The organism is Brevibacillus panacihumi, assembly GCF_003710985.1.
Lineage (GTDB): Bacteria > Bacillota > Bacilli > Brevibacillales > Brevibacillaceae > Brevibacillus > Brevibacillus panacihumi.
Map to the genome: position 1 here is coordinate 1 of NZ_RHHT01000029.1, position 23,608 is coordinate 23,608.

22 protein-coding genes and 1 riboswitch are annotated in these 23,608 nt (G+C 53.7%); all 22 genes read right to left on the reverse strand.

Annotated features, from left to right (window positions below; translation table 11 throughout):
• Nucleotides 1-94 precede the first annotated feature (94 nt).
• Complete coding sequence (locus EDM58_RS13935; protein ID WP_122913855.1) at nt 95-604, reverse strand: aromatic-ring-hydroxylating dioxygenase subunit beta; 510 nt, start codon at nt 602-604, stop codon at nt 95-97.
• 22 nt (nt 605-626) lie between these two features.
• Complete coding sequence (locus EDM58_RS13940) at nt 627-1,931, reverse strand: aromatic ring-hydroxylating dioxygenase subunit alpha (protein WP_023558093.1); 1,305 nt, start codon at nt 1,929-1,931, stop codon at nt 627-629.
• A 47-nt stretch (nt 1,932-1,978) separates the two neighbouring features.
• Nucleotides 1,979-3,247 (reverse strand): MFS transporter, encoded by a 1,269-nt coding sequence (locus EDM58_RS13945; protein ID WP_023558094.1) that lies wholly within the window; start codon nt 3,245-3,247, stop codon nt 1,979-1,981.
• A gap of 52 nt (nt 3,248-3,299) precedes the next feature.
• Nucleotides 3,300-4,745 (reverse strand): aldehyde dehydrogenase family protein, encoded by a 1,446-nt coding sequence (locus EDM58_RS13950; protein ID WP_122913856.1) that lies wholly within the window; start codon nt 4,743-4,745, stop codon nt 3,300-3,302.
• Nucleotides 4,746-4,760: 15 nt separating this feature from the next.
• Entirely contained in the window at nt 4,761-6,446 is a 1,686-nt protein-coding gene (locus EDM58_RS13955) for a thiamine pyrophosphate-binding protein (RefSeq protein ID WP_122913857.1), read from the reverse strand.
• A gap of 28 nt (nt 6,447-6,474) precedes the next feature.
• The gene (locus tag EDM58_RS13960; protein WP_122913858.1) at nt 6,475-7,266 is read right to left on the reverse strand and encodes an SDR family oxidoreductase; all 792 of its coding nucleotides are present in this window, start codon (nt 7,264-7,266) and stop codon (nt 6,475-6,477) included.
• A gap of 45 nt (nt 7,267-7,311) precedes the next feature.
• Nucleotides 7,312-8,229 (reverse strand): VOC family protein, encoded by a 918-nt coding sequence (locus tag EDM58_RS13965; RefSeq protein WP_122913859.1) that lies wholly within the window; start codon nt 8,227-8,229, stop codon nt 7,312-7,314.
• A gap of 699 nt (nt 8,230-8,928) precedes the next feature.
• Nucleotides 8,929-9,717, reverse strand: a complete 789-nt coding sequence (ehuA, locus tag EDM58_RS13970) for an ectoine/hydroxyectoine ABC transporter ATP-binding protein EhuA (protein ID WP_183187509.1) — start codon at nt 9,715-9,717, stop codon at nt 8,929-8,931.
• Nucleotides 9,718-9,734: 17 nt separating this feature from the next.
• Entirely contained in the window at nt 9,735-10,385 is a 651-nt protein-coding gene (ehuD, locus tag EDM58_RS13975) for an ectoine/hydroxyectoine ABC transporter permease subunit EhuD (protein ID WP_122913861.1), read from the reverse strand.
• Nucleotides 10,386-10,388: 3 nt separating this feature from the next.
• A complete protein-coding gene (gene ehuC, locus EDM58_RS13980) occupies nt 10,389-11,036 on the reverse strand; it encodes an ectoine/hydroxyectoine ABC transporter permease subunit EhuC (protein ID WP_122913862.1) in 648 nt (215 codons plus the stop codon).
• A 31-nt stretch (nt 11,037-11,067) separates the two neighbouring features.
• Nucleotides 11,068-11,973, reverse strand: coding sequence for an ectoine/hydroxyectoine ABC transporter substrate-binding protein EhuB (gene ehuB, locus EDM58_RS13985; RefSeq protein WP_122913963.1), 906 nt, complete (start codon nt 11,971-11,973; stop codon nt 11,068-11,070).
• Between the two features lie 211 nt (nt 11,974-12,184).
• Nucleotides 12,185-12,319: riboswitch (cyclic di-AMP (ydaO/yuaA leader) on the reverse strand.
• 349 nt (nt 12,320-12,668) lie between these two features.
• Nucleotides 12,669-12,854 (reverse strand): hypothetical protein, encoded by a 186-nt coding sequence (locus EDM58_RS13990; RefSeq protein WP_122913863.1) that lies wholly within the window; start codon nt 12,852-12,854, stop codon nt 12,669-12,671.
• A 212-nt stretch (nt 12,855-13,066) separates the two neighbouring features.
• Entirely contained in the window at nt 13,067-14,056 is a 990-nt protein-coding gene (locus EDM58_RS13995) for a CapA family protein (RefSeq protein WP_122913864.1), read from the reverse strand.
• A gap of 222 nt (nt 14,057-14,278) precedes the next feature.
• A complete protein-coding gene (locus EDM58_RS14000) occupies nt 14,279-15,226 on the reverse strand; it encodes a threonine ammonia-lyase (RefSeq protein ID WP_122913865.1) in 948 nt (315 codons plus the stop codon).
• Nucleotides 15,227-15,243: 17 nt separating this feature from the next.
• Nucleotides 15,244-15,702 carry a RidA family protein gene (locus tag EDM58_RS14005; RefSeq protein ID WP_122913866.1) on the reverse strand — a complete coding sequence of 153 codons (459 nt, stop codon included), beginning with the start codon at nt 15,700-15,702 and terminating at the stop codon, nt 15,244-15,246.
• Between the two features lie 108 nt (nt 15,703-15,810).
• The gene (locus EDM58_RS14010; protein ID WP_122913867.1) at nt 15,811-16,581 is read right to left on the reverse strand and encodes a 3-hydroxyacyl-CoA dehydrogenase; all 771 of its coding nucleotides are present in this window, start codon (nt 16,579-16,581) and stop codon (nt 15,811-15,813) included.
• Nucleotides 16,582-16,750: 169 nt separating this feature from the next.
• Nucleotides 16,751-18,100 (reverse strand): UbiD family decarboxylase, encoded by a 1,350-nt coding sequence (locus EDM58_RS14015; RefSeq protein ID WP_122913868.1) that lies wholly within the window; start codon nt 18,098-18,100, stop codon nt 16,751-16,753.
• A gap of 21 nt (nt 18,101-18,121) precedes the next feature.
• Nucleotides 18,122-18,976 carry a R2-like ligand-binding oxidase gene (locus EDM58_RS14020; RefSeq protein ID WP_122913869.1) on the reverse strand — a complete coding sequence of 285 codons (855 nt, stop codon included), beginning with the start codon at nt 18,974-18,976 and terminating at the stop codon, nt 18,122-18,124.
• A gap of 30 nt (nt 18,977-19,006) precedes the next feature.
• The gene (locus EDM58_RS14025) at nt 19,007-20,173 is read right to left on the reverse strand and encodes an iron-containing alcohol dehydrogenase family protein (RefSeq protein ID WP_122913870.1); all 1,167 of its coding nucleotides are present in this window, start codon (nt 20,171-20,173) and stop codon (nt 19,007-19,009) included.
• Entirely contained in the window at nt 20,170-21,645 is a 1,476-nt protein-coding gene (locus EDM58_RS14030; protein WP_246000730.1) for an aldehyde dehydrogenase family protein, read from the reverse strand. Before EDM58_RS14030 ends, EDM58_RS14025 begins: the two co-directional genes overlap by 4 nt.
• Nucleotides 21,642-22,232 (reverse strand): UbiX family flavin prenyltransferase, encoded by a 591-nt coding sequence (locus tag EDM58_RS14035; RefSeq protein WP_122913872.1) that lies wholly within the window; start codon nt 22,230-22,232, stop codon nt 21,642-21,644. Before EDM58_RS14035 ends, EDM58_RS14030 begins: the two co-directional genes overlap by 4 nt.
• A gap of 15 nt (nt 22,233-22,247) precedes the next feature.
• The gene (locus EDM58_RS14040; protein ID WP_246000731.1) at nt 22,248-23,588 is read right to left on the reverse strand and encodes an MFS transporter; all 1,341 of its coding nucleotides are present in this window, start codon (nt 23,586-23,588) and stop codon (nt 22,248-22,250) included.
• Nucleotides 23,589-23,608: the final 20 nt, after the last annotated feature.

The following is a 23,608-nucleotide window of genomic DNA, read 5'->3' on the forward strand; positions in this document are numbered from 1 at the left end:
CGGTCATGACCGTTTTGTATGACCGCAAGCGGTCATATCGAGTTTTATGAAAAACGTCGAGATGTTTCGATCCCCCGATGAGAGGGGACGTTTTTCACACAAATATAGCCAGGTTGCGTGTGTTGATGGTCGTCTGGTCGATCAGGAAGAAGCGTTTGGAAAGCTTCCACTCGCCGTCTACATACGTGAATTCATCCGTTCTCTCGCCCGAAACAATATCGTGGAAAATATCGGTGGAACGGCTGCGGTACAGCATCAAATAGCTTTTTACCACCGCTTTTTCATTCGGCTTGAATTCCATCACGCGCACGTTGTTGACGTTGCGGCGCGTACGCGAAGGCGGCATTTCCGCCCAGGCGTAGTCGGTTTTCAGACGCTCGACACGCAGCTTCAACAGCTCGTAATCGTCGTTGAAGGCAAACATGTCCGTCGCATAGTCAGGACGTTCCATCCCTTCCTTGTTTACGCGCACCGGCATGACGTACTTGAGATCCTTGTGCATCAGGGCAAACCAGCCGTCGAAGTCGATCTCGTCCAAGAGACTCGCCTCGCGGTACAGCCATTGCTGAAATTCATGTGTTGCCAGCATCATTTCCATGCTCATCGTGTCCATCCTCCTCCACAAATTACGAGTTCATCAGGTCGAGCCAGTACCGGTAGAAGTTGCGGGAGCCAGCTTCGGAGAATTTGTCCGGATAAGCTACACCTGGACCCGGGAAGTCTTTCACGGGCTCGCGATGCATGCCCATCGTGTAGTTGTAGGTCAGTTGCTTGGTGTATGGCATTGTGCCGCTGGCAGCAGCTGTAATATCGGTAAATACCTCTGTGTCATCCTGTTCAAAGATCCCCGATGGACTGAATGTCAGGATGTACGCTTCACGAGAACGCTCTTTCCAGTCCTCTGTCGCGCCTTTTTCTACCAGGAACCAGGTCATGACTTCCATCTTGTCTGGTCCGACTGGCTTCCACAGGCGCATCGTGGTATTGGAGATCAATTGGTCTTTGATTTTGGTATGGGACACCAGGATCGACAGGTTCGGGAAAACGGTACCAATCAGATTTTTCAGATTGGACATCATCTCGAATTGAGCGGCCGACAGATTCGCCTTGTACTCGTCGATCAGGTTTTCCGGGAACGCGAAGTCCGGGTTCGGCATTCCGATGTTGCAGCCATGGCCGTTGTTGGTATGAACCTGATAGCCGCGCTTGGAATAGGTTGCGCTTGGCACCATGCCCAATGCTGCGATCGATCCATGAGTCACCATGGTGTGGTAGGAGTCGCTGACGAAGTTGTCAGAACCGATTTTCCAGTTCGAGTGAACGATAAATTTCTGCGGAGGTCCTACGACTTCCATTTCGGTGCGGCCGAACACCATGTCCAGATACCATTTGTAGTCGCCAAGGAAGTCTTCCAGCGGCTGCGGATTGTCGTTCCAGGTACCGAAGATCAAGCCTTTGTAGGTGGCGATGGTGACCTTGTTCAGGCTCATTTTGGATTTGTCCATTTTGTCGCCGTAGATGTCGTTTTGCAGCGGCACCCCGATCAGTTCCCCGGTATTTTTGAAGTTGAAGCCATGGTACGGACAGGTGAAGTTGGCCTTGTTCCCTTTGTCCGCACGGCAGAGCTTCATGCCGCGGTGTGTGCACATGTTGTAGAAAGCGCGGAGTTCTCCGTCCGAAGAGCGAGTGATAATGACGGAATAGCCCGCCAGATCACGAGTCAGATAGTCGTTTTTCTGGGAAAGCTCGGACTCATGGCCCAAGAGAATCCAGGTTTTCATAAAGATTTTTTCATGCTCCAATTTATAAATGGTAGGGTCCGCCAGGATATAGGCAGGAATGACGCCTTCCTCCGGCCGTACCGTTTCATTCAGGTATTGAAGGGTCTCTTCACGGGTCATTTCGTCAAGAAGCACTTCTGGCTTACTCATTCGTGATCACTCCGTTTCTAGCATTTTGATCTTTCTGTATCTTCCATTTACAGTGATGCTTTCTTATACAGGAGCACTTCTGCCCCTTCTTTCTTCAGGGTGGTGATATACGCCAGGAAACCGATGATCGCGACTACGATTAGCATGATGATGGATGTGCCGAAGTCGCCGCCTGCCGCATCACGCAGCCAGCCCATGATGTAGCTGGAAAAACCGCCGAGAATATTCGTGAAGCCCATCAAGCCTGCTGCGCGGCCTGCTGTCTCAGGAGTGGAGAATTTGACGATAAACAGATTGCTCAATTGGAACACGCCGCCCTGCGTCCCCATCGCCAGCCCCAGACATACACCCGCCAGAACCGGGTTCGATGCATTGGAGGCAATGGTCAGGAAGATCGCACAAAGCGCGAACAAGATAGTGGCCAGCAGAGAAGGTCGCTGTGTTTTGTCCGCCAGATAACCGCAAATCAGAACGAAGATCAAGGCGAACAGCCAGGACAAGGAAGTGATTCCAGCCATCTCTTCGATCGCGAATCCTTTCCCTTGTGTCAGGTAGGTCGGCAGCCAGATACTGATCCCGAAGAACAGGAAGGAGGATGCGAGCATTCCGATCCAAACCATCCAGTAGCGGAAGTCTTGCGCAAAGTTTTGACGGTCTTCCGCTTTGCTCACGACGTCTTCCTGACGGATGAAAGCCAATTCTTCCTTGCTCATTTTCGGATGTTCTTCCGGTGTTTCACGAGTCAAATACAGGAACATCGGGATGTTGATCAGCAGGTTGAACGCTGCCAGCAAGAAAAAGGCGCTATGCCAGGTAAAGTTGGCAATAATGGCAGTCAAGGCAAGTGCCCCGATCGCTGGTCCCAGATAGTTGCCTGAAATCCAGGAGGATTGGGCACGGCCAATCTCCTTGCGATTAAACCAGTTCGCAATAAATTTGCCGGATACCGGAATCATGATCCCTTCGCCGATCCCCAGAATAATCCGGGAGACTAAAAACGTTTCATAAGAGGTTGCCAAGCCCGCCATAATCATCGTAATTCCCCAGATGACCAAGCCGAGGATCGCTGTCTTGCGGGCGCCGAGCTTATCGATGACGATGCCCCAAAACAGGTTGGACAATGCATACGCGACTGTGAAGATAAAGGTCAGAAAGCCAATCTTTGCGTTCTTGTCATCGCCAGTCAGGCCCATGTCTGCCAAAAATGCTGGATCCGTCTGGATAACAGAGATGCCAAGCTTGTCAATTTGCCCAAAGAACCAGAAGAAGAAAATTGGGATTGAAATATAAACCCATCGCATGTTTTTGCTTAGCATAATCTGCGCCTCCTGATGTAAGATGCACTAGTTGAGTGTGGGCGTAAAGCTGTTAATTGGCAAATCCGTATTTGTCTGCAAACAAATCAATGCTGCACCATTCGGTTTCGCGGCTCAGTCCACTCTCTTTCAGGCCTGGGAAGTCATAATGCAAGTCTTGGAAAATCGTATGGTTGTTAAAGAACACAGCTCCCGCTTCCAGGCGGTCGGCAATTCCTTCAGCCTTTTCCTGATCGGCTGTCCAGACGGAAGCGCGCAATCCGAATTCGGTGTCATTCGCCATCGCAATGGCTTCATCCAGATCGGAGAATTTCAATACAGGAATGATCGGCCCGAACTGTTCTGCGCGAACCAGCTCGCTGTCTTGTGTTACACCAGTGGCAATCGAAGGGAGCATGAAGTAGCCTTTGTCCCAGGATTCTTCATCCAGCTTGATTCCAAGTGTTTCGACATGAGCGCCTTCACTCTTGGTGCGCTCGATCAAGCCTTTTACATAATCGTACTGGGCTTTGTTGTTGATCGGACCCATCATGGCATCCGGCTGAATGCCGTTGCCGACGATCATGCGTTGGAATTCCTTGGTCAGCTTCTCGAGGAACTCGTCATAGCGGGATTCATGCACGTACACGCGCTTGATCGCGGAGCATACCTGACCGGCTGCTCGGAGGATTCCCATGCGAATGCGCTGCATCGCTGTTTCGTCCAGCACGGCATCTTCGAGTATGAGCGCCGGGTCATTGCCACCCAGCTCCATGTACAGCTTTTTCACGGTTCCCGAAGACATTTTCATGATTTGTTTTCCTGTCTCGGTGCTGCCTGTAAACGCAATCGTGCGGACGCGTGGATCATGGCAGACCACGTCTCCCACCAAAGCACCCGAGCCTGTAACGATATTGATGACGCCTGGCGGCAACTGGGCGGCTACCACCTTGAGGGTTTCGAGAACAGTCAAAGGGCAGTCGGTCGCCGGCTTGACAACGACGCTGTTTCCTGCCAATACGGCTGGAATGACGCGTTTGTAAGTCAGAATCATCGGTGAGTTCCACGGGGAGATGACGGCCGTTACACCGCGGGGACGACGGCGGATTTGCACCATCTGACCGCCTGGGAGCGTTTCTGTTTTCCAAAATTTCACAAGTGCATCTGCGCCCTTGCTCATGATCTCGACACAGCGCATGATGTCTTTTTTGGCTTCGACAAGCGGTTTTCCGTTTTCGCGGACGAACAGCGGCACAGTGGACTCGATCACTTCCGCCAGTTTTTCGGAGGCTGCTTTTACCAGCTCCGCTCTTTTCTCTACCGGCGTGCTTGCCCATGCGGGGAACGAGCGCTCAGCCGCATCGATCGCTTGAATCACTTCTTCTCTTGTGCAAAGAGCCACCTGTCCAACCACTTCGGAAATGTCAGCGGGGTTGGTCACATCTGTGACCTTCCCCCCCTGAATCCATTCGCCGTTGATCAGAAATTGGCCGGAGATGCTTGGATATCGTGTCGTCATGTTTGTTCGGCCTCCTTACAGTTTTTTCGGCTTAAAGGCGTCTGCCGCTCCTGGAGGGCCTCCAAACGGCTTGGCCATCGGACCTACGGCATTCATATCTACTACGATCATGGTCGGCTTTCTGCGCGCTACTGCTGCTTCCAGCTCATTGACCAGTTCTTCGGGGGAACCGACGCGGTTGGATTCATAGCCCATCGATTTCGCCAGCATCACGAAGTCCGGGCTGACCAGATCGACGGCTACCTGACGTCCGTAAGCTGCATCCTGGATGTTGCGCAGGACGCCGTAGCCTGCATCGTCGAACAAGAGAACGATCAGCGGCAGATTTTCCTGTACAGCAACTGGCATTTCACCCACGTTCAGCATGTAGCCGCCGTCTCCCGCCATCAATACGACCACGCGATCCTGCTGTCCCATCTGGGCACCGAGCGCAGTCGGCAAACCTTGTCCGATACCGCCTCCGGAAGCGTGGATGGAAGTGCGAGGCTCGTAGATTTCGAACAAGCGGCTGCCCCATACGTTGGCTGGAACGGTTACATCACGCACGAGAATGGCGTCTTTCGGCAGCACTCTGCGCATGCCGTCGACAATTGCTTCGTAAGGTCCAAGCGTCTCGCGCAGGATTGCACGGACTTTTTCACGGACAGATTTTACTTCATCTACGTAGGCTGCCTCAGGAGCAGCACCTTTTGCTTGCAAGGCTTCGTTCAGGGCGGCCAGGATCGGCTTCGCTTCGCCCAAGAGGCCATGCGTCACTTCGTAGTTGCGGTTGAACGCACTCAGGTCGGCGTCGATGCTGATATGTGCTTCAGGAGCCGTCACTTTCCAGTTGGCCGTCTCGTTGCCGCGGAAACGAACCCCTACGCTAACCAGCAGATCCGCATTTTTCAGCAGTTCTTTAACTGCCTCATAAGCTGCGAAGTGACCGATGCATTGCGGATGATCCTCTGGGATCGAGCCTTTGCCGGATTGGCTGGTAATCACAGCTGCTCCAGTCAGTTCAGCCAGCTTGGTCAGCTCTTGGGAAGCGCCTGCAGAAATGACGCCTCCGCCTGCCCAAATCACCGGGCGACGGGAATTCGCCAGCATATCGACAACCTCTGCCGGAATCACAGGTGCTGCCGGTGTCGCACAGGCCACCTGCACGGATTCGATCTTGCTTTGCGGGATGATCGCGGATTGGAAATCAATCGGGATTTCCAGCGATACCGGACCTGCAGGAGCCGTCGTCGCAGTGACGATCGCCTGACGCACGACCGAAGCCGCTTGCTCAGGCTTGCGCAGACGGTACGCTTCTTTACAGCAGCCCTTCATCATGGAAAGCTGGTCTTTGCATTCGTGGATGTAGCCTCTGCCTGTGCCCAAGTATTTCGAACCGACTTCACCAGTCAGGTGCAAGACAGGCGTCCCTGCTGCCCATGCTTCTACCAGTGAACCGGCTGCGTTTCCTGCGCCGCTTCCTGTACTCGTAATCACGACGCCCAGCTTGCCTGTCGCTCTTGCGTATCCATCCGCCATATTGGCTGCACCGCTCTCGCCACGGGAGCAGACGATACGGATGCTCCCCTCGCGGAGCAATGCGTCATAAATCGGCATATTGTGAATGCTGACGACACCAAAAACGACTTCTACCCCGGCGCGTACAAGCTCGGCTACTACCGCGTCTGCTGTCGTAAATTCCATTTGTCCATTCGTAGTCATGATGTACCCCTTTCAGACTCTTTCGTTATTAAAGCGCTTTCCCCAAAGCTCCGGCTACTTCAATCGTCGATCCCGATACGTAGCTTGCTTGCGCGGAGGCGAGGAACAGAATCGCACTTGCCACTTCTTCGGGTTGGCCGACTCTGCCCATTGGAATATTGCGTTTTTTCGCCAAGTCGTTGTAATACTCTGCCGGATCCATCTCAGGCGCATTTTTCAGGCGTCTGCGTTCCCATTGATCCGTCGCTATCAAGCCGAGACTTACCGAGTTTACCGTGATGTTGTGGGGAGCCAGCTCCTGGGAAAGAGTCTTGCTCAGGTTCAGCAGCCCTGCTCGTGTCGCAGCAGTCGCTACCATATGGCGCTCCGGTTCTTTTGCCAGCGTCGCATTGATGTTGATGATGCGGCCGCCGCCCTGCTTGAGCAGATGCGGATAAGCAGCACGCACGGCGTGAATGATCGCAAAGTACTTCAAGTCAATTTGTTGTCTCCACTGCTCATCCGTGATGTCGAAGAAATAGCCCATGACGCTTTGGCCCGCTGCGTTGACCAGAATATCGACAGCGCCGAAGTGTTCCGCAGTGCCGTCGATAAAGCTGTGCACGTCTTCTTTGCTTGTCACGTCACAGGTTTTCGCAAAAACCTGCTCGGCAGGAGCAAACTGCTCCAGATGCTTGCAAGCGTTTTCCATTCTCTGTTGGTCTCGCCCGCAAATCGCGACGCGGGCCCCTTCCTGCAGGAACATTTCTGCCGTCTTCAAGCCGACGCCGGAAGTTCCGCCCATGACAATCGCCACTTTATTTTTCAGACCCAGATCCATCTTTTTCAACACTCCTTCTTCAGCGCTGGCTGGTTGTCGTCGATGCTAGTCTTTCTTGGCCAGTTTGGTCGCCCAGCCTTCGTCCGGATCGCCTTTCATGGATGCGCGGGCTCCTGGCGGCGGCGGACCTGCGATGCCCCATTGGTCCATCAGATGAGGTACGCGTTTCCAAACCAATGCTTGCCACTTGTCATCATCCTCTACCGTAGTCAGGTAGCAAGTGTATTCCATGACGTATCCAGCTGGATCGCGGAAGTAGCAGAAGATGTTGTTTCCCGGGCCGTGACGTCCTGGTCCCCACATCGGTTCGACGTCTGCTTTGCGGACATTGGCGATCCCGCGCATCACTTCGTCGACGCTCTCTACCTCGTAGGCGATGTGGTTCACAGAAGCGTGTTCGTCCTGGTTAAACGCAAGCGAGTGGTGGTTCTTGTTGCAGCGCAGGAAGACCATTTGATGCTCGCTCCAGTCCGTAACCTTGAAGCCCAGCACTCTTGTATAAAATTCCGTAATCATGTCGATGTCTTTGGTGTTCATGACGACATGGTTCAATTTGATCGGATCGACGTTTTTCTTGCTCCAATCCTTTGTATGAATCTCTACCCAGCAGCTCAGCTCGATGCATCTGCCTTCCGGATCGAGAAAGCGAAGCCCGTATCCTGCTCCCGCTTCGTCCAGATAGCCTGGTTCTTGAATGACGGGAATGCCCAATTCCTTCAGTTTTTCCGCAGCCGAATCGACAGCATGCTTGTCGACGACACCGAACGCGATATGGTGCAAGCCTCTTTTTTCCCCTTTTTGCAGATGCAAAATGTGGTTCTCTGAGCCAGCGCCGCGGAAGTACACATTGTTCTCGTCCTCTTGCAGCTTATCGAGTCCCCATATTTTTTCGTAAAAATCTGCTTGTTCTTGCAACACCGGCGTAAATAAGCTGATGTGACGCAGATGGGTAATGCCCAACATAGGAAATCACCTCTTGTGGAATAATGTAGTTTGGAGCAAGCAATGCCGATGAAACATATTCAGTTTGTTCATAATGTTTCAAATATAAAACGATGTTTCCGAATATGACTAAAAAAAAGAGGCTCTTACAACCTGTTGCTCTTTCCTAAGCAGCTTTGCCTTTCCTTTCTCTCATAAATCTGCACATCGTTTCATATACAAAACAAAGTTTATTTTTTCATGTCTTTATTTTAGTTTTTTCGCAACTATGGTGTCAATACTAAAGATTTAGATAATTTCACACTTATATGGAACCCCCATGCCTGACAGACATAGAGGGGCTTATTGCTAAGGCATCACAGCTATTGTTTGGATTATTTTACTATCAAGACCGAGAGCGGTATGTACCATGCACACGATGGCAACCCGGCATCCACCCGGCTCTTCCCGGTGTGCAAGGGCAAGGCGCGGCCGATCAGACCCAGCCGGGGACTCCCCCCCACCCTGGTTCCTTCCCCGGTGGTAAAACTGGAGCGTACAGCCAAAGGCATGTGGTCGACCGACCGCCGTCATGCAGCGAAATACCGCGCGCCGGCGCCAGCCGCCACATCGATGCGCCGTCTTCTTCTGTCGGCGAACGCAGGCTGATCTGCCCTGTACGAATCTTCTCGCTCGTCTTGATCTGTATCACCTCCTTTCAAAGCGCTGCTACACGGTGCGTCATCCGGCGCGAAAACGGCTTAGGAACGTCTGCAGGCGCGGGCTTTCTGGCTTGTAAAAAATTTGTTCGGGCGTCCCCTGCTCCACAATCCGGCCTCCGTCGGTGAAAATGATCCGGTCTGCCACATCACGGGCGAAATCCATCTCGTGGGTAATCAAAAGCATCGCCATCTCGCCTTCTGCCGCAATCTCCCGAATGACCGCCAGCACTTCTCCGACCAGCTCCGGGTCGAGCGCAGAGGTCACCTCGTCAAACAGCATGACCTTCGGACGCATGACCAAGGCACGCGCGATCGCGACACGCTGTTTTTGACCGCCGGAAAGCTGTGCGGGATAATGGTCCAGCTTGTCGGCGAGTCCTACCTTTCCCAGCATGGTGATCGCCCGATCGACCGCTTCATCCTTATCGAGACCCAGAACGTGTATCGGAGCCTCCGTTACATTTCGCAGAATGCTCATGTGCGGAAACAGATTGAAGTGCTGAAACACCATCCCGATCTTGCCGCGGATGCTGTGCAGGTGCTTTTCATCCGCCCGCACCAGTTTGCCATTCACCGTTTTATGCCAGAGATGCTCTCCATCCACCTCAATCGTTCCCGAGCTCGGCTCCTCCAAGGTCATCAGCAGACGGGCCATCGTGGTCTTGCCTGAGCCGCTGGGGCCAATCACGGCGATCTTTTCGCCGGATGCGATGTCCAGATCAATTTCCCTTAAAATGGTCAGGTCTCCAAACGACTTGCTCACCTTCCGATAACGAACGACGGGAGCATCCTTACTTGCAAAGTTCATGATTGCTTCCTCCTTTTTTACGTGCGGTTCCATTTCAGTTCCAGCCTTCTGATCAACAGCGATGAGGCGTAGCTGAGAAGCAGGAAAAGAATCCCTACGAGCGTGAATGCTTCCAGATAGCGGAAGGATTCTGCCCCGATCATCTTGGCTGCCATGAGCATTTCGACCAGCGTAATGGCGGACAGGACGGGCGTTTCTTTAAACATGACGATCAAATAATTGCCGAGAACCGGGACTACCGGACGGATCGCCTGGGGAAGAATGATGCGCCGCCACATCGTCCACCGCGTAAAGTTCAAGGCCTTGGCAGCTTCCCACTGACCGCGCGGCACGGCGTCAATCCCGGAGCGGTATACCTCTGACAGATAGGCGCTGTAGTGGATGCCAAGCCCCAGCACTCCGGCGGCAAAAGGGCCCAAAGAAATGCCGATCGCCGGCAAGCCGTAGAAAAGGAAGTACAACTGCACCAGGAGCGGCGTACTGCGGACGAATTCGATCACTCCGGTGGCAACCAGCGAAATCAGGCGATTCTTGGAACGACGCCCCATCGCCAGGAGCAAACCTCCTGCCAATGCGATGGCAAAACCGACGATCGTCGCCAGGATGGTCATTTTCATCGCGTCCAGAATGTGCGGCAAGGTACTCCAGGTAAAATTCCAATTCCACATCGCCTACACCCTCCCCGCGGAAAGACGTCGTTCCAGCCAACGCATCATCAGCGTCAACGGATACGCCATGACAAAGTACAGCAACAAAATGAGACCGAATATTTCAAATGTTCTGGAAGCATCGAATGTGCGCAAAATCATTCCTTGGTACGTCAGATCGGCCATCGTAATCAGCGAGACCAGGGATGTCCCTTTCAGCAGCTCGATCGCTAAGTTGCTGAAGGACGGCAGCATGATGACCATCGCTTGCGGCAAAATCACGCGTCTCATCCGCAGCATCGGGCTCATGTTCAACGCAATCGCCGCTTCCGTCTGTCCTTTTGGGACTGCAAGAATGGCGCTTCGCACTACTTCCGATCCATACGCCCCGTAGTTGAGGCCCAATGCTGCGACCCCGGCAGCCAGCGCAGTCAGCTCGATCCCCAGCAGCGGCAGCGCGTAGAACAGCCAGAACAACTGGACGATCAGCGAGGTGCCGCGAAATACCTCCACGTAGACCGAACTGACCAGACGAATGCTTTTTCGGCGGGAAAGTCGGGCGAATCCCGCCACAAACGAGAGCAGAAACGCTACGCCCATCGACAGTACGGTGACCTTGAGAGTCGTAACGGCTCCCTGATAAAGCAGCGGCAATAAATCGACAGACACCATGATCCTTCATTCCTCTCCTAAGCGGATTGCCTTATTCCTTGACTAATTCCTCTGCTGTCATCTCACCCGGCAATTCCTGCTCGGTAAAACCGAACGGCTCCAAAATTTTCAGCAGTTCTCCTGACTCCTTCAGCTTTTGCAACTCCGCGTTGTAGGCCGCGACAAAATCTGCATCCTCTTTGCGGAAGGCGGCTGCGCCATAGCCACGGACACTTTTGCCGTCGATCTCAGGCTGAACAAAGTCCATCACTCGCTCCAGGCTGTCGTCCTTCGCACTATCCAGCACGGCTTGGAGAGAGGGTCCTGTCATCGTGATCGCATCCGCACGTCCGGATTGCAGAGCCGAGACTGCAGACGGCTGGTCGGGAACGAGCACCATCTGTTCCTTTTTCACACCGCTTTTCTCCAGGTATTCGATCTCGATCGCTCCGCCCATCACCGCTATTTTGGCAGCAGGATTGGCTGCAATGTCCGCGTAGCTTTTCAGGTTCAGCGGATTCCCCTTCTTCACCGCAATCGCTTCTCCAATGCTGTACTCGGGATTGGCAAAAGCGACTTCCTGCGCTCGTTTGGGTGTGATGTACATGCCGGCTGTAATAATGTCAAAACGGTTTGCCTTCAAGCCGGGTATCAGCGAGCCGAACTCGGTCAGAACGCCGTTCATTTCCGGGATGCCCATGCGCTCCAGAACGACACGCGCCACCTCTACGGCCTCTCCCGTCAGCTTTCCGTCCGGTGTCGCATAGGCGTATGGCACTTCATTGGCGAAGCCTACTGTGACAACGCCCTGCTGTTTCGCTTTTTCCAGCGTCGATCCTCCTGACGCCTGCTCTCCTCCCGGCGCTCCTATCTGCGCCGTGTCTGCAGAACATCCCGCAAACAACAGGCTGCTGGACAAAATTGCCGTACATACGAAACTCATCATGCTTTTTTTCATTCCTTGCTCCCCCTTGTCAAAAATGGATACCAAAAAAATTGGATAGAACAAAAAAACGGCGCATTGCTTCTTCCAGCCGAGGGCCATCCCGGGGGGCAAAAGCAAATGCACCGATCGTTCTTCATAAAGCAGGCAGCGCAAAAGAAACCTCCTTGTTTGGAGCTCTTTCCAAACAAACAAGTGCTGCGATTCCCTGCGAAAAGGTGTTCATACATGATCTGCTTTAGCCGACGAGGTTAGCTGACGGGTAGGATGGCAGTTTGGCATCCCTTCTGCTCGATGCAGAATTAACCCCAGAGGTGGTTCCCCCGCTTCCGTCCTGAACGGAACTAGGCCCTTATTTGATTGGCAGGTGGATCTGTACTCCTTTCATGAAGCCGTTATGGTTAACACGCGTTTTATGTTAGCACAGGCTCGACGGGGACTCATCCTTGATAATCCACGATATGCGGCCTTCAGGTCCCCTCAGGCAGAGTTAACCGTAATTACCGGATGTATCCAAAAAGTTCCTCCCTGATCCTGCCCTGTCCAATCTGGTTGAAAATGTTTAGGGGGGTGTCGTCGAGCTGCAGTGGTGGGGAGGAAAAAGAGGAGAACGCTCCGGCGGGTTGGGATCTTTGCCGGGGGTCATCCCTGGACGCCTTCATTGCAAAGGCGGAACCGCGGCCAAAAGCAGCCCACTTCGAAGAAGTGATTCAGGGTTGGCCGCTGAATGCGTGTTCCGCCTTTTCCATTACGGCTTGGTCAAGATCCCAAATGCCTTCGCTTTTCTTCCCTTTTTCCTCGGCCAGCTTCACTCGATCTTCGAGCTGATAGCGTGTGGGTTTCTCAGGGGGTAGTGCAGAACGCTCCGGCGGGTTGGGATCTTTGCCGGGGGTCATCCCTGGACGCCTTCATTGCAAAGGCGGAACCGCGGCCAAAAGCAGCCCACTTCGAAGAAGTGATTCAGGGTTGGCCGCTGAATGCGTGTTCCGCCTTTTCCATTACGGCTTGGTCAAGATCCCAAATGCCTTCGCTTTTCTCCTCTTTTTCCTTGGCCGGCTTCACTCGATCTCCAATGCTAATGGTGTGTGGGTTTCTCAGGGTGTCTTTCTTATTTCTTGGTCACGACTCCGTCCGCATCTACCTTGGCATCAAATGAAATCTGGTTCAGCTTTTCGATCATCCGCTTTTTGCCCGCTGCATCCATGGGTACGGGCTGGCCGTTGACGATTTTCACGGGGATGACGCTGGTCTTTATACCTTGATCCTGATCGGCAAATGCCAGCTTGACCATGATCGCCTCGCGACCTTTTGGGTTGTAGGATGTCGTGAACACGAAATTGCCGACACTGTAGTAGATGGGAGCATCCTTGTAGAACTCAATGCCCATCACCGAGTGCGGATGCGAACCGACGACGGCATCTACGCCGCTGTCGATCAGCTTGCGGGCCATCGCACGCGCATAAGGTTCGGGCACATCCTTGTATTCCAGGTTCCAATGCATGACGGCGATGGTGATGTCTGCGACCTCTGCCGCCTTTTTGACATAGGTCAGCATCGGTTCATCCGTGTAGGCATGCGCAAGTCCCGGCTTGTTTTTCCCTGCGAACCACTGGCGATTGGGCAAAACGCGGCTCAACCCAAGCACGGCGATCCGTTTGCCTTTGATTGTCGTCAGATAAGGGGCGAACGCCTCCGCCTCGTTTTTTCCCGCTCCCACCCAGGCGATCTGATTTGTCTGCAGATGTTGGATCGTGTCAAACAGCGCATCCATTCCGTAATCCAGCGAGTGGTTGTTCGCCAGGTTGACGACATCGAATCCAGCATTCACCAAGCCTTTGAGCGTTTCCGGCTTGGAGCGGTAGGCAAATTCTTTTGGCTCTGCTTTTCCCCGCGTGCTCACGGATGTTTCCAGATTCCCGATCGTCAAATCCGCCTGCTGCAAGATAGCTGCTGTCTTTTGAAACGGGTAGTCCACCCCATGCTTGGCGATCTGTGCACCGACGCTTTTGTCCAGCATGATATCCCCAACAAAGACGATCTGGAGCTCTTCCGCCTGCATCTGCTGCTGCGCAGGCTGGTTCGTCTGTTCCGTAGCCATGACGAGTCCGGGTGCACCTCCGGCTACAGTCAACAGGCATGTGAGGCCCCATGCTGCCAGCGTTTTTTGAAGACTTCCGATCTTGCTTCACCTCATTCCTTTCCCTATTTGCCTTCATTCTAGGAAAAGGAGCGTGTGAAGCCTGTTGAAGGATGTCCGGCGCGAGAAGAAATTTATCGTGCCAAACCGACGCAAAAGGTGGATTTTTTTCCCATTTCCCGATCAGGACAGCAAAGCCGCGATTTGATCGATATCGACGTTGCCTCCCGAAATGACGGAGACGACTCTCTTGTCCCGCAGAGTCGTTTTTGCAAACAAGGCTGCCGCTACCGTCGTCGCACTGGATGGCTCGATCACTTGCTTCATGCGTTCCAGCACCAGGCGAAATGCCTCGCGAATCTCTTCTTCGCTGACCAGAACGAGGTCGTCCAGGTACTTCTGCAGCACGGGGAAGGTAAGATCACCTGGCTGCGAGGTGCGCAGGCCATCGGCGATTGTCGCGGTTCCCGGGATGGAGACAAGCTGGTTTTTTTGCAAGGAGAGGTACGTGTCGTTGGCTAGCTGCGGCTCTACCCCGATGACCTGGACCGCGGGCTTCGTTTCCTTGATCGCGGTCAGGATCCCGGAGATGAGCCCTCCTCCGCCGATGGGAACCAGGATCGCATCGACATCCTCCAATTGTTCGAGGACCTCCAGGCCGATCGTCCCTTGGCCTGCCATAATCAACGGATCGTCGTAAGGAGGGATGTACACGCCATTCTCCTCTTTGGCAATCACCTTGGCCTTGGGCAGGCGCTCGGCTGATGTCAGTCCGCATTTCACCACTTTGCCGTTGTAGGCCTGGATGGCTTCCATCTTGCACGTCGCTACATCTTCCGGGACTACGATCGTCGCGGGGATCCCCAGCCTATTGGCAATATAGGCGACTGCCTGTCCGTGATTGCCGGAGGAAGCCGCCGTGACGGAAGTGGCTCCTTGTGCAACCGCCTGCTTCACCTTGTTGGTTGCCCCTCGTATTTTGAAGGAACCTGTCTTCTGCAGATGCTCGGCTTTGAAAAACAGCTTGTTGCCGCATTGTTTGGACAACTGGTCGGAATGAAGCAAAGGAGTGAAGTGAACGGTGTCGGCAATCGCCTCTCGTGCTGCAATGATGTTTTCTAGACTGATCATGGACGTCTCTCCCCCGTTTACGATTTTACAGCGATAATAAAATCAATTTCGACCGGCGTATTGCCAGGCAGCTCCGCTACGCCGACAGCTGTCCTGGCATGGCGCCCTTTCTCCCCGAAAATCTGCATTAGCAGCTCGGATGCGGCATCCATCACCTGCGGCTGTTGGGAAAATCCAGTGCCCGACTGCACGTAACCGTTGATCTTCAGCACCCGCTCTACCCGATCGAGGCTGCCGATTTCCGCTTCCAGACAGCTCAAGCCCCTGAGGACACAGACCCGCGCCAGCTCCTGCGCCTGTTCGATCGTGACGTCCTGCCCAACCTTTCCTACATACGGAATTTTGCCGTCGACTCTCAGCACTTGGCCGCTGATGTAGGCGATCCCCTGGTGCACGACTACGGGCACATACTGGTAAAGCGAGGGGACAGCTTGTGGCAATTCCAAACCCAATTCACGCAATCGTTCTTTGATCATGGCTACCTCCATAATGAAAACCTCTGCTTTGCATGCAGAGGTCTCTTATTTACACAAATATACCAAATTTTCATGCCATTGATCCAGTTGGCTTGACGCACAAGCTCCTCACTTCGGCTGCATGCGGATGGCCCCGTCCAAGCGTATCGTCTCGCCGTTCAGCATGGTGTTTTCGATGATATGGCCCACAAGGCTGGCGTATTCCCGCGGCTCTCCCAGGCGCGGTGGAAAAGGAGCCATCGCTCCCATGGCATCCTTGGCAGCGCGCGGCAGCGTATCGAAAAGCGGCGTGTCGAACAATCCGGGAGCAATCGTCATGACGCGAATGCCGTAAGGGGCGAGATCACGCGCAATCGGGAGTGTCATTCCCACAATGCCGCCTTTGGAGGCACTGTAGGCTGCCTGACCGACCTGTCCTTCATAGGCGGCGACCGAGGCTGTGTTGATGATGACACCTCTTTCTCCCTGCTCGTTTGGTTCATTGCCGGCCATCTGTTCTGCCACCAGCCGAATGACGTTGAAGGAGCCGATCAAATTGACAGAGATGACTTTGGAAAAGGCATCCATGCGATGCGGGCCGTTGCGAGACAAGGTTTTTTGGGCGATTCCGATGCCTGCACAGTTGACGGCAGCGTGAATGGTCCCGAAGGTTCCGGCGACCTGATCGACGGCATCCCGTACACTCTCTTCGCTCGTCACGTCAGCATGGACGTAGGTGGCATAATCTCTTCCCAGCTCCTGAGCAAGCGCAATCCCCTTTTCCCGGGAAACATCCAGGATGGCCGCCTTCCCGCCACGTTCTACCACGTATCTCACTGTTGCTTCGCCTAGACCGGATGCTCCGCCTGTGACCGCGACGACAGTGTTTCGAATATCCAAGCCATCCTCTCCTTCCTCTTTTCAGTTCCCAGAAAAAGGAATGCAAGTTGGATACCAGTCGAGCATTTCGTTGATCCTGTGCGTCTTTACACCGTTGTACTGTGTCCGGTTATGGCATGAAGCGTACAGTTTTTGGACAGAAATGGTTTTTTGCCGGACAATTGCCTTTTTACAGGTAATCCTCCAGGTTGATACCATCGTATTGTGGAATTTTGATCCGAAGATAGCGCATCGGCTCGCTGTCGAGTGGAATCGTACAATCGAATCCCAGCTTGGAGCCTACTCCTTCATCCGTAGAGGGATCCAGCTTCGAACCCTGGGCGCCATGGACAACTACCAGATCGCGCTCTGCCTGAAAACGTGTGGCGATCGCCCATTCGACTTCCTCCATATTAAAGATGTCGACGTCTTCATCCACTACGACGACATGCTTGATGTCGAAGCTGTTTGCCAGTGCGGCCAATATCGCGTTTTTTCCCTCGCCTTCATTTCGCTTGAGAATGGACACGATGGCATGATAACGACAGGTGCCGCCCAGGCTCATATGCACCGCCTTCACACCCGGTACCGTTTGTTTGATCGATTGCAGCAAACTGGCCTCCCGCGGAATACCCCCGAGCAGAAGATGCTCATAGCCCGCTGGCACGATGGTATAGAAGATCGGCTGATGACGATGCGTAATCGCCATGATTTCCACAACCTCTTTATCGCTTCTCGGTCCGTAGTATTTCGGAAACTCTCCAAACGGTCCCTCTGGCTCACGTACATGCGGCAGGATTTTTCCTTCCAGCACGATTTCGGCAAAAGCAGGCACGTCGATGTCCACAGTCTCACAGCGAACGACCTCAAGCGGTTCACCTCGCAGCGCTCCCGCAATCTCCAGTTCATCTACCCCAAAGGGCGTACTTGCTTGCGAGGCCAGTAGGGTCAAGGGATCGACACCGATGACAATCGCACACTCCAGCGCCCTCCCTGCACTCTCCGCCTGTTTGTAGAGATGATAAGTATGTCTGGGGAGAAGCAACGCGCCGAGGCGATTCTTGCCCGTTACCTGCAGCCGATGAATGGAGACATTTTGCTTGCGCGTGACAGGGTCCCTGACGATGAAGAGTGCTGCAGTCAAATAGTTGCCCGCGTCCTTTTCATGATGAACCGGAATCGGCAACAACCGCATTAGATCGATGTCCTCCCTAATGATGTTCTCCTTTACAAGAGCCTCATCATTTCCGACCTGCTTGCAGGGGAGCGGAGATGCGACCGCCTCCGTGAACCTCCTGATGACGTCATAAGGATCGGTCTCCATCGCCTCGGCAAACTGCTCCCGCGTCGAGCAGATGCCGGAGACCACAGGGATGCTGTAGTCTTCTACTTGTTTAAAAAAGGCCGCCTTCACACCATCAAGCTTTTTTGTGACTGCTGCCAGCTCGTACTGAAGGCTGACCTGCTTCTCGATGGTCGCAAGGCGTTCTGTCTGTCGCAAATACTCCAGCCAAGTGCGTAATGTCTGCGCTCTTCGCATGGCTTCTCCCCCCTCCTTCGATTAAACACTTGCTTGTTTCCCAAAAATATCCCGGTATCTGCGCTGATACATTCTCGTCAATCGCTCGCGCCCCCTCACCTCTGGCGGGGTCGGATACTCTTTTCCGTCCACGATGATCGGCTGGTCGTAGCGAATGAGGATATGCGGCAGGTATTCGTTGAGCAACGCATCGATACGCTTGGCGTGCAAGGGATTTCGAGCCAGCAGTTTCAGCATGCGCAACCCGAAGCCCACATGACGTCCTTCGTCTTCCTTGATGCGGGCGAATCCTTCTGCCAATCCGGGGAGCAAGCCTTTGCTGCCGTATACGGCTTCAAAGACTTCATACCCCGTCATGGCCTGGACTCCCTCGATCACGCCCTGATAGTGGGTCAAGCCTTCCACCAAGGCAGCCTCCCGCTCTTCTTCCCCCAGTTCCAACGCTGCAAGCATGGTCTTTACCCGATCATCCAGCTTTTGTTGGACCACATTCTTGACTCCGGATATGCGCTCCCGGCCAAATACCTCCTGAAAATAACGCATGAAAAATTGCGTATGCTTGAATTCCTCCAGCAATTGCGTGCTTAAGAACGCCTGCTGCTCCGTCGAGGAACCCAGCATGATCCACGGACAGAATTTGAGAGCGACATTCTCCTCCGCATCCAAAAAACCGGTGCAGAAATGGATCAGATAACCCTTGAGATCCTCATCCAGCTCTGCAAAATCCTTTTTGTCCTGCGTCAGATCTATGGAGGCAGGGTCCCAGGTGCCAAAACGGATCGCTTTTCGATACAAATCCCATGCCACCTCATCCGTGGTTTTGTCGAGACCTGGAATCAGATCGTCAGAAGTCGTCATATTGACTTGCTCCTTCATTTTTCATTCCTCCTCAACGAAATGAAATGATTAAAACGCTTTTTGCAAAAGCTCCAGGACTTCCTGCTCGGTCGGCAGCCGGGGATTCCATTTCATCATGCCGCTTTTAAAGGAGTCTTTGGCGATGTCGACCAGCTTAGCTTCTGGAACACCCACTTCCTGCAGTCTTTGCGGGAGACCAATATCACGGACAAGCTGACCAACCAATTCAGCTGCCGTTCCCGTTTCTTTCTGAACGCTGCCCAGAACATCTGCGATCAACTCCGCTTTTTCCGGACGCACCGGGGTATTGAACGCCACCACATGCGGCAGCAGCAAGCCGATAGCCACCCCGTGCGGAACGTGGCAATGTCCAGAGAGCGCGCTACCGATGGCATGAGCAAGGCCTAAGAAGCCGTTGTTAAATGCCATCCCGGCCAGAACGCTGCCCTGGGACATTCCGATCCGGGCTTCCATGTCTGCTCCGTCTCGAACCGCTCGGCGCAAATGCGGCGCAATCATCTTCATCGCATGGATGGCGAGGGCATCGGAAGCCGGGCTGGAACGCAGGGAAAAAAACGTCTCGATCCCGTGGGCCAGCGCGTCAATTCCAGTCGCAGCCGTCATTTTTGCCGGCAAGCTCAACGTCAGGGCAGGATCGATCAAGGCGGTCGATGGAGCCATATGCTGGCTTGTTACGGTTATCTTGACGTGGTTCTCCCAGTCGGAATAAACTCCAAAGATCGTCACCTCGCTCCCCGTGCCGGAAGTGGTCGGAATTGCAATCAACGGGATCGCGGATGCTGCAGGGACGCGATTGACGCCCGCATACTGGCCGATGCCGCCGCCATTTGCCGCCAACACGCGAATTCCCTTGGCCGTATCGATCGGACTGCCTCCCCCGATCGCCACCATGCAGTCGAAGGACTGCTGCTGGAACATGGCTGCGCCCGCTTGGATGGTCTCCAGACTGGGGTCAGGCTCGACATCGGCGTAGATCTGGTAATGAAGCCCTTTTTCTTCCAGTGAGTGTATCACTCCATCCAAAAGTCCCGCCTGTCGCACTCCTTGATCTGTGACGAGGAAGACGCGGCGTACGCCCATCGACAAAAGCATCTCTCCAAGACGGGATGCGCTGCCCACCCCGAACTGGACGTTGGTGGGCAAGTGAAAGGAAAAAGGGGATTCGATTCCCTGCACGCTTTGATTCGCACTCATCGGTCTTCTCTCCCCTCTTCGCTCGGCAATTCATCGATTTCAAAATGAATATGCTTCGTCTCGCAGTACTCCATCAGTCCATCCACGCCCCGGGTGCGGCCTAATCCGCTCTGCTTGTATCCCCCGAACTCTGCCTCCGGGAAATTTTTATTGTACGTATTGATCCAGACCGTCCCCGCGCGGATTCCTTTCGACATGCGCATCGCCCGATTCAGGTCACGAGTCCACACCCCTGCTGACAGGCCGAAGTCTGAGTCATTCGCCATCTCGAGTGCCTCTTCTTCACTCGCAAAGCTTTGAACGGCGAGCACCGGACCAAATATTTCCTCGCGCACGACGCGGCAATGCGAAGGCAACTCATCGATGATTGTCGGTGCAAAAAAGCTTCCCTGATCAAATGCTCCGCCTGTAATCCGCTGGCCCCCTGTGACGATTTTTCCTTCCTTCCGCCCAATTTCACAGTAATTGGCGATTAGCTCCAACTGAGCCTGATTGACGACCGGTCCCATGTCGGTCGACTCTTCCAATCCATTGCCGACACGCAGATTCTCCGCGTATCGCTTCATGCGCGACAAGACCTCGCCTTTTACGGATTCATGTACAAGCAGCCGTGAACCAGCCATGCAGATCTGCCCCGCAGAGATGAAAATGGAACGGCCGATCACGGGAATGGCCTTGTCAAGATCGGCATCTGCAAATACCACATTGGGAGATTTTCCGCCCAATTCCAGCGCCAGCTTCTTGATATTGCTGGTGGCCATCTCCATGATCTGTTTACCTGTTGATGTATCCCCCGTGAAACTGATCATATCCATCTTCTTGCTCGTCCCCATTGCAGCCCCAATACTTCGGCCGGGACCTGTCACGATACTGACAATACCCTTGGTGAACTGCGGCACCTGATCAATCAGTTTGAATATTTCAACAGATATAGCTGGCGTGAGGCTAGCCGGTTTTACCAGCACCGCATTGCCCGCCGCGAGTGCCGGAGCAAGCTCCCGAATCATCAAAAGCGCAGGCCAATTCCACGGCGATATGATCCCGACTACGCCGATCGGCTCCTTGGTGATGACGCCAAAATTATGCGGCTCCAGTTGCACAGAGCGGCCAAACACCGTCCGTGCCGCACCTGCGAAATACTTTAGCGTATCGACACAGCCGGCCAGCTCCTGGCGGGATTCCTTGATCGTCTTTCCCTGCTCGCGGGTTAGAATGACAGCGAGGCGTTCGAGCTGCTCCTCCATTTTTTGCGCCAAGCCAAGCAATGCTTCATAACGCCTCTTGGGATTGTATCCCCAATCGCTTCTCTGAAAGACTTCGTACATTTTGTCTATCGCTTGCTCCACGTCCTGAACTGCAGAGTTCTGTGCGTATCCTACCAGCTCCCCCGTAGCGGGATTAAAAGATTCCAACCACTCTCCCGAAACGGAGGACGTCCACTCTCCGCCAATGTAATTGTAATATCGGGTCACCTGTACCCCTCCCTCTTTTTTTCTCCTTGCTCCATACCCTGCCATCTCTCAAACAGATGGGCTTCCAGACGAAATTGGTCGAGAGCCTTCTGCACGCTTTGATTCACGATGTCGTCGATGCTTTGCGGAAGATGGTAAAAAGACGGGACCGGGGGGAGAATGATTCCTCCCATCTGCGTGACCGCGAGCATCTGCTGGATATGGCCGAGGTGGAGCGGCGTCTCACGCAGCATCAGCACCAGCTTTCTGCGTTCCTTCAATTGCACATCCGCGGCTCTCGTCAACAGCTCGCTATTGTAGCTGTTGGCGATTCCGGAGAGGGTTTTGATGGAACATGGCGCAACGATCATGCCGTCGACCAGATACGAGCCGCTGGAAATCGCAGCCCCCAGATCCTGGTTGTCGTATACCTTGCTCGCCATCCTCCGCAAATCTTCCATCCGGTAATTCGTTTCGTACTCGATCGTGCGAATCGCTGTGTTGCTTACCACCAGATGAACCTCCACGCCCAATTTGCAGCATTGCTCTACGATCCGCACGCCATAAATGGCTCCGCTCGCCCCCGAAATCCCTACCACGAGTCGCATGACAACCTCCTCTCGTTATTCAAAATTGCCCTTGGTCTCCGGTATCACCAAGCTGCCGATGACATACACCACAAACACGGCGATTGAAAAGCCCATTAGCGAGTAAGGAATATTTTCGGTCGTTCCGCTCGCCAGCGTGACAAAGGTAGGCATCATGCCCCCGACCGCAAAGCCCATGTTCCAGGAAAGACCTGTTCCGCTCGACCGGATCGATGTCGGGAAGCGTTCATTGAGAAAAATCAGGATCGGGGCATAAGCTGCATTGCCCAAAAATGCCAGCGCGAGGGCGTAGAAGGTGATCATCGGGATTGAGGTTGCGCTTCCCAATTGAATGAAGAGAACAGGCAACAGAATCAGATTGATGAAGCCAATGAGCAAAAAGGTCTTTTTCCTGCCGATTACATCACTGAGATAGCCAAACAAGACGGCCGAAATGATGGCGCTTACACTTGCTCCCATGAGAATCAGAGAAGCGGTACCGCTGTACACCTTATTGATGACATTCAGGAAAGTAGGCAAATAACCGGATGTGAGATAGTAAGCCGTTCCGCCGCCGGTCACGAGCATGAGATTGACCAAAAGCACATTCCGGTATTGCGTGAAAATCATTTTGACAGGCGACCCCTCCGGTTTTTTCGCCGCTTCCTTTTTTTGCTGGGCTTGCAGCCACAACGGGGATTCTTCCAGCGATTTGAAAACAAACACGCCTAGCACAGCGCTGAGGATGCCGGCAAAAAACATAAATCTCCAGCCCCATGCATCAAACGCTTCGCCGGGAAATGCTTCAGAGACAATAAAGTAGACGATGGAAGCGAGCAAAGCGCCCAGACCTGCACCTCCGCCCCCGACAAACCCGGACATGAATCCGCGCCATTTCGGCGGGACCGATTCTGTACCGATCGTATGCGTCGAGGCAACCACGCCGCCTACAAAAATGCCCTGCACCAGCCTGAGAATCAAAAAGATGATCGATGCGCCGACACCAATCTGATGTACCGTCGGCAATGCTCCAAACAAGGCCGTGGCTACGCCGACACCGATGACAGCCACAATCATGGCTTTTTTGCGCCCTTTTCGGTCCGCGTACGAACCAAACAAAGCGGAGCCGATCGGCCGCATCAGAAGTGTGACGGCGAAGGAAGCATAGACAGCTGCCAGGGAAAGCGTAGGCAGCTCGGTGGGAAAAAAGAGCTTGCCAATTACGGGTGCCACATAAAGAAGGACAAAGAGATCAAACAAATCAAGAGCCCATCCCAGAAGAGATGCGATCGATGCATTTACCATCTGGCGGCGGCTGATCTCTACCTTCGGCGGCTGATTGCTGGAAAGCACCGTCGTACTGTTTGTCATGGACATGTTCATAACCTCCAATCATC

Excerpts from the sequence above, each read along its gene's own strand:
- EDM58_RS13935 (WP_122913855.1), bottom strand. The coding sequence starts at position 604 with ATGAGCATGGAAATGATGCTGGCAACACATGAATTTCAGCAATGGCTG.
- EDM58_RS13940 (WP_023558093.1), bottom strand. The coding sequence starts at position 1,931 with ATGAGTAAGCCAGAAGTGCTTCTTGACGAAATGACCCGTGAAGAGACC.
- EDM58_RS13945 (WP_023558094.1), bottom strand. The coding sequence starts at position 3,247 with ATGCTAAGCAAAAACATGCGATGGGTTTATATTTCAATCCCAATTTTC.
- EDM58_RS13950 (WP_122913856.1), bottom strand. The coding sequence starts at position 4,745 with ATGACGACACGATATCCAAGCATCTCCGGCCAATTTCTGATCAACGGC.
- EDM58_RS13955 (WP_122913857.1), bottom strand. The coding sequence starts at position 6,446 with ATGACTACGAATGGACAAATGGAATTTACGACAGCAGACGCGGTAGTA.
- EDM58_RS13960 (WP_122913858.1), bottom strand. The coding sequence starts at position 7,266 with ATGGATCTGGGTCTGAAAAATAAAGTGGCGATTGTCATGGGCGGAACT.
- EDM58_RS13965 (WP_122913859.1), bottom strand. The coding sequence starts at position 8,229 with ATGTTGGGCATTACCCATCTGCGTCACATCAGCTTATTTACGCCGGTG.
- ehuA (WP_183187509.1), bottom strand. The coding sequence starts at position 9,717 with ATGAACTTTGCAAGTAAGGATGCTCCCGTCGTTCGTTATCGGAAGGTG.
- ehuD (WP_122913861.1), bottom strand. The coding sequence starts at position 10,385 with ATGTGGAATTGGAATTTTACCTGGAGTACCTTGCCGCACATTCTGGAC.
- ehuC (WP_122913862.1), bottom strand. The coding sequence starts at position 11,036 with ATGGTGTCTGTCGATTTATTGCCGCTGCTTTATCAGGGAGCCGTTACG.
- ehuB (WP_122913963.1), bottom strand. The coding sequence starts at position 11,973 with ATGAAAAAAAGCATGATGAGTTTCGTATGTACGGCAATTTTGTCCAGC.
- EDM58_RS13990 (WP_122913863.1), bottom strand. The coding sequence starts at position 12,854 with ATGACCCCCGGCAAAGATCCCAACCCGCCGGAGCGTTCTGCACTACCC.
- EDM58_RS13995 (WP_122913864.1), bottom strand. The coding sequence starts at position 14,056 with ATGGCTACGGAACAGACGAACCAGCCTGCGCAGCAGCAGATGCAGGCG.
- EDM58_RS14000 (WP_122913865.1), bottom strand. The coding sequence starts at position 15,226 with ATGATCAGTCTAGAAAACATCATTGCAGCACGAGAGGCGATTGCCGAC.
- EDM58_RS14005 (WP_122913866.1), bottom strand. The coding sequence starts at position 15,702 with ATGATCAAAGAACGATTGCGTGAATTGGGTTTGGAATTGCCACAAGCT.
- EDM58_RS14015 (WP_122913868.1), bottom strand. The coding sequence starts at position 18,100 with ATGCGAAGAGCGCAGACATTACGCACTTGGCTGGAGTATTTGCGACAG.
- EDM58_RS14020 (WP_122913869.1), bottom strand. The coding sequence starts at position 18,976 with ATGAAGGAGCAAGTCAATATGACGACTTCTGACGATCTGATTCCAGGT.
- EDM58_RS14025 (WP_122913870.1), bottom strand. The coding sequence starts at position 20,173 with ATGAGTGCGAATCAAAGCGTGCAGGGAATCGAATCCCCTTTTTCCTTT.
- EDM58_RS14035 (WP_122913872.1), bottom strand. The coding sequence starts at position 22,232 with ATGCGACTCGTGGTAGGGATTTCGGGGGCGAGCGGAGCCATTTATGGC.
- EDM58_RS14040 (WP_246000731.1), bottom strand. The coding sequence starts at position 23,588 with ATGTCCATGACAAACAGTACGACGGTGCTTTCCAGCAATCAGCCGCCG.